This is a genomic window from Pararhizobium sp. (genome assembly GCF_035497515.1).
GTDB lineage: Bacteria > Pseudomonadota > Alphaproteobacteria > Rhizobiales > Rhizobiaceae > Pararhizobium.
The window spans coordinates 1-4,958 of sequence record NZ_DATJDJ010000010.1; the positions used below are offsets into that span (position 1 = coordinate 1).

3 protein-coding genes and 1 pseudogene are annotated in these 4,958 nt (G+C 59.8%); all 4 read left to right on the top strand.

Going from position 1 to position 4,958, the window contains the following annotated elements; genetic code table 11:
- Nucleotides 1-913: ATP-dependent Clp protease ATP-binding subunit ClpX (gene clpX, locus VL202_RS00740; RefSeq protein WP_325462279.1), on the top strand; the 913-nt coding region annotated here is incomplete at its 5' end.
- A 449-nt stretch (nt 914-1,362) separates the two neighbouring features.
- Nucleotides 1,363-3,783 (top strand): endopeptidase La, encoded by a 2,421-nt coding sequence (gene lon, locus VL202_RS00745; RefSeq protein ID WP_056331843.1) that lies wholly within the window; start codon nt 1,363-1,365, stop codon nt 3,781-3,783.
- A 228-nt stretch (nt 3,784-4,011) separates the two neighbouring features.
- Nucleotides 4,012-4,284: a DNA-binding protein HupB gene (gene hupB, locus VL202_RS00750; protein WP_056331841.1), complete on the top strand. Its 273-nt coding sequence runs from the start codon at nt 4,012-4,014 to the stop codon at nt 4,282-4,284.
- Nucleotides 4,285-4,443: 159 nt separating this feature from the next.
- Nucleotides 4,444-4,958, top strand: a pseudogene (locus VL202_RS00755) (alkaline phosphatase); the annotation flags it as partial.

The window sequence follows — 4,958 nt, forward strand, 5'->3', positions numbered from 1 at the left end:
CACCGGCTGCGGCAAGACCTATCTGGCGCAGACGCTGGCCCGCATCATCGATGTGCCATTCACCATGGCGGACGCGACGACGCTGACGGAAGCTGGCTATGTCGGCGAGGATGTCGAGAACATCATCCTCAAGCTTCTCCAAGCAGCCGACTACAATGTCGAGCGTGCCCAGCGCGGCATCGTCTATATCGACGAAGTCGACAAGATTTCGCGCAAGTCCGACAATCCGTCGATCACCCGCGATGTCTCGGGCGAGGGCGTGCAGCAGGCACTTCTGAAGATTATGGAAGGCACGGTCGCTTCGGTTCCTCCCCAGGGTGGACGCAAGCATCCGCAGCAGGAATTCCTGCAGGTGGACACGACCAATATCCTGTTCATCTGCGGCGGTGCCTTTGCCGGCCTCGACAAGATCATTTCGGCACGCGGCGAAAAGACCTCGATCGGCTTCGGTGCAGCGGTGCGTGCGCCGGAAGATCGTCGCGTCGGCGAAGTGCTGCGCGAATTGGAACCGGAAGACCTGGTGAAGTTCGGCCTGATCCCGGAATTCATCGGCCGTTTGCCCGTGCTGGCGACGCTCGAGGATCTCGATGAAGAGGCGCTGATCCAGATTCTGTCCGAGCCGAAGAACGCGCTGATCAAGCAGTATCAGCGGTTGTTCGAGATGGAGGATGTGGAACTGACCTTCCACGAGGACGCGCTGCGCGAAATCGCCAAGCGCGCCATCATCCGCAAGACCGGCGCGCGCGGCCTGCGGTCGATCATGGAGAAGATCCTGCTCGACACCATGTTCGAGCTGCCGACGCTGGAAGGCGTTCGCGAAGTGGTCATCTCGGACGAGGTGGTCAAGGGTTCCGCCCGGCCGCTCTATATCTATTCGGAGCGCGCGGACGAAAAGGCCAATGTCTCGGCCTGATCCCACGAGCTTGCCATCATCGGAAAAGGCCCGCCATGTGTGGGCCTTTTTTATGCCACAGAATTTCACGGCGACTCACACGCCGCCTGGGCCGGGGCGGAACCAATCGACCTGTTCAGGCTTGTCTATTTTGCATGGCTTCGATGCGTCGGGCGCTTGACCGGGATATGCCGAAGGATGGTCCTGTTGCTGTTCGCGATTGCCAATGGTGGCCAGGACCGCGATCATGTAATGATTCTGTGTCGATGGAACCTCGGAGCGTTTACCGTGGCAAGGTCCGCGACAGTCAGACAACGTTTAATATCCGGCGATGGCACAGCCAGGGCGGTCGTCGGCGAAGGGTTGAAAACAGACCCGGCGCACTCCACCTGACAGTGGAAGGAATGAGGACCCGACGCACTTGAAGGCTTCGGGTAACGCGCCCGGAAACGGGACGGAAAGGAAATGACATGACGAGCAAAACGTCTCAGACAAGCGAGAGCGCGACCTATCCGGTGCTGCCGCTGCGCGATATCGTGGTATTCCCGCATATGATCGTGCCCCTGTTTGTCGGTCGTGAGAAGTCGATCCGCGCTCTGGAAGAGGTGATGGGCACCGACAAGCAGATCATGCTGGCGACCCAGATCAACGCAAGTGACGATGATCCGGAGCCCGCCGCCATCTACCAGATCGGCACGATCGCCAATGTCCTGCAATTGCTGAAGCTGCCCGACGGCACCGTCAAGGTTCTCGTCGAGGGCCGTTCGCGCGCGGAAATCGACGGCTATACGCGCCGCGAGGAATTCTACGAAGCGATGGCGCATCCTCTGTCGGAGCCGGAAGAAGACCCGGTCGAAATCGAGGCGCTGAGCCGCTCGGTGGTTTCCGAATTCGAGAGCTATGTGAAGCTCAACAAGAAGATTTCCCCGGAAGTCGTCGGTGCCGCCAGCCAGATCGAGGATTATTCCAAGCTCGCCGATACGGTTGCCTCGCATCTCTCCATCAAGATCGTCGAAAAGCAGGAGATGCTCGAGACGACCAGCGTCAAGCTGCGCCTTGAAAAGGCACTCGGCTTCATGGAAGGCGAGATCTCCGTCCTGCAGGTGGAAAAGCGCATCCGCTCGCGCGTCAAGCGCCAGATGGAAAAGACCCAGCGCGAATATTACCTCAACGAGCAGATGAAGGCGATCCAGAAGGAGCTTGGCGACGGCGAGGAAGGCCGCGACGAGATGGCCGAACTGGAAGACCGCATCTCCAAGACCAAGCTTTCCAAGGAAGCCCGTGAAAAGGCCGATGCGGAAGTCAAGAAGCTGCGGCAGATGAGCCCGATGTCGGCGGAAGCCACCGTCGTGCGCAATTATCTCGATTGGCTGCTCGGCATCCCGTGGTCGAAGAAGTCCAAGGTCAAGACCGACCTCAACCACGCTGAAAAAGTGCTCGAACTTGATCACTTCGGCCTGGACAAGGTCAAGGAGCGGATTATCGAGTATCTGGCCGTGCAGGCCCGTTCGCAGAAGATCAAGGGTCCGATCCTGTGCCTCGTCGGTCCTCCCGGCGTCGGCAAGACCTCGCTTGCAAAGTCGATCGCCAAGGCGACCGGCCGCGAATATATCCGCATGGCACTTGGCGGCGTTCGCGACGAGGCCGAGATCCGCGGTCACCGCCGCACCTATATCGGTTCGATGCCCGGCAAGGTCATCCAGTCGATGAAGAAGGCAAAGAAGTCCAACCCGCTCTTCCTGCTCGACGAGATCGACAAGATGGGCCAGGATTTCCGTGGCGATCCGTCCTCGGCCCTGCTGGAGGTGCTGGATCCGGAACAGAACTCGACCTTCATGGACCACTATCTCGAAGTGGAATATGACCTGTCGAATGTGATGTTCATCACCACCGCCAATACGCTGAACATTCCGGCGCCTCTGATGGACCGCATGGAAGTGATCCGTATCGCCGGTTACACGGAAGAGGAAAAGCTCGAAATCGCCAAGCGGCATCTGCTGCCCAAGGCGATTGCCGACCACGCCCTTCAGCCGAAGGAGTTTTCGGTGACGGACGGCGCCCTTTCTGCGGTGATCCAGACCTATACGCGGGAAGCCGGCGTGCGCAGCCTCGAGCGTGAGCTGATGAAGCTCGCCCGCAAGGCCGTGACCGAAATCCTGAAGGGTCGTACCGACAAGGTCGAAGTCACAGCCGAGAACATCAACGACTATCTCGGCGTCCCGCGCTATCGTCACGGCGAAGCCGAGCGGACAGACCAGGTCGGTGTCGTCACCGGTCTTGCCTGGACGGAGGTCGGTGGCGAGCTTCTGACCATCGAAGGCGTCATGATGCCCGGCAAGGGCCGCATGACGGTGACCGGCAACCTGAAGGACGTGATGAAGGAATCGATTTCCGCGGCTGCCTCCTATGTGCGCTCGCGTGCCATCGATTTCGGCATCGAGCCGCCGCGCTTCGACACGAGCGACATTCACGTGCACGTGCCGGAAGGCGCCACGCCGAAGGACGGTCCTTCGGCCGGCGTGGCCATGGCCACCGCGATCGTCTCGATCATGACCGGCATTCCGGTCAATAAGGACGTGGCGATGACCGGCGAAATCACGCTGCGCGGTCGTGTCCTGCCGATCGGCGGCCTGAAGGAAAAGCTGCTCGCAGCGCTTCGCGGCGGCATCAAGAAGGTGCTGATCCCGGAAGAAAACGCCAAGGATCTGGCGGATATTCCGGACAATGTGAAGAACAATATGGAGATCGTACCGGTCTCGCATATTGGCGAAGTGTTGAGCCATGCGCTGCTCAGGGTTCCGGTCGCGATCGAGTGGGACCCGGCCAAGCAGGCCGTGCCGATCGCGGTTTCCGATCCGGCGGATGACAGTTCGGTATCGATCGCCCATTAGGGCTTGACCTGAAGCCTGGATGGTGCCTGCCGCAGGGTCAGCGCCATTTTGGCACGGAAACAGTGGAAGACCGGCGATTTTGCCGGTCTTTTTTATGTAAAACCTCTCGCAAAGCCTTGCATCCCCGCGCATTCGGAGCGATTGGGTTTGCGAAGGCGAGGGTCTTGCGTATGCTGCCCCCGGCTTACAATTTGAGTCGTTTCGAACCGTATTGAAAGGGGTGGAAACATGAACAAGAATGAGCTCGTATCGGCAGTTGCCGAAAAGGCCGGACTTTCCAAGACTGATGCATCGTCCGCAGTTGATGCAATCTTCGACGTCATCCAGGCAGAACTGAAGAACGGCGGCGACGTCCGTCTCGTTGGCTTCGGCAATTTTTCGGTTAGCCGTCGCGAAGCATCCAAGGGCCGTAATCCGTCCACGGGCGCAGAAGTCGATATTCCGGCACGCAACGTGCCGAAGTTTTCCGCCGGCAAGGGTCTGAAGGACTCCGTGAACTAAGTTCATGTTTCATCGGAACACCGCCGCCTAAGTGCCGCGGTCCGAGAGCAGGTTGATGAGAGGTCCGGTTCGTCCGGGCCTCTTTTCGTTTTGCTGTCATCCGCGTGTAACACAGCCCGATCACAAACCCTCCGTGTTGAACCTATTGGAGGGATTTCCGTGAAGACATTACCACTGACCGCAGCGCTCGCCACGGCACTGGCCGCGTCGGCTGCATTCGGCGCATCGGCCGAGCCGATGTTCAACCGCATCGCCTCGTTCGCCGTCGCCGATAATCTGCCCGCCGATATCGACGGGAAAACCGTGACCTCTGCAGAAATCATCGCGGCCAGTGAAGACGGCAACATGCTTGTCTATTCCGACAGCCCGCTGAAGGCGATCGGCTTCATCGACATCGCCGATCCGAAGGCACCGAAGCCCGCCGGGATTCTGAAGTTCGAAGGCGAACCCACCTCGGTGACCATTGCCGGCGGCAAGGCGCTGGTTGCCATCAACACGCGCGAGAGCTTCGTCAAGCCGTCGGGCATGCTCGCCCAGGTCGACCTTGCCACCAAGGCGGTCGATACGACCTGCGACCTCGGCGGCCAGCCGGACTCCATCGCGCTCAACAAGGACGGGACCATCGCCGCCGTCGCCATCGAGAACGAGCGCGACGAAGAGGTCAATGACGGCGA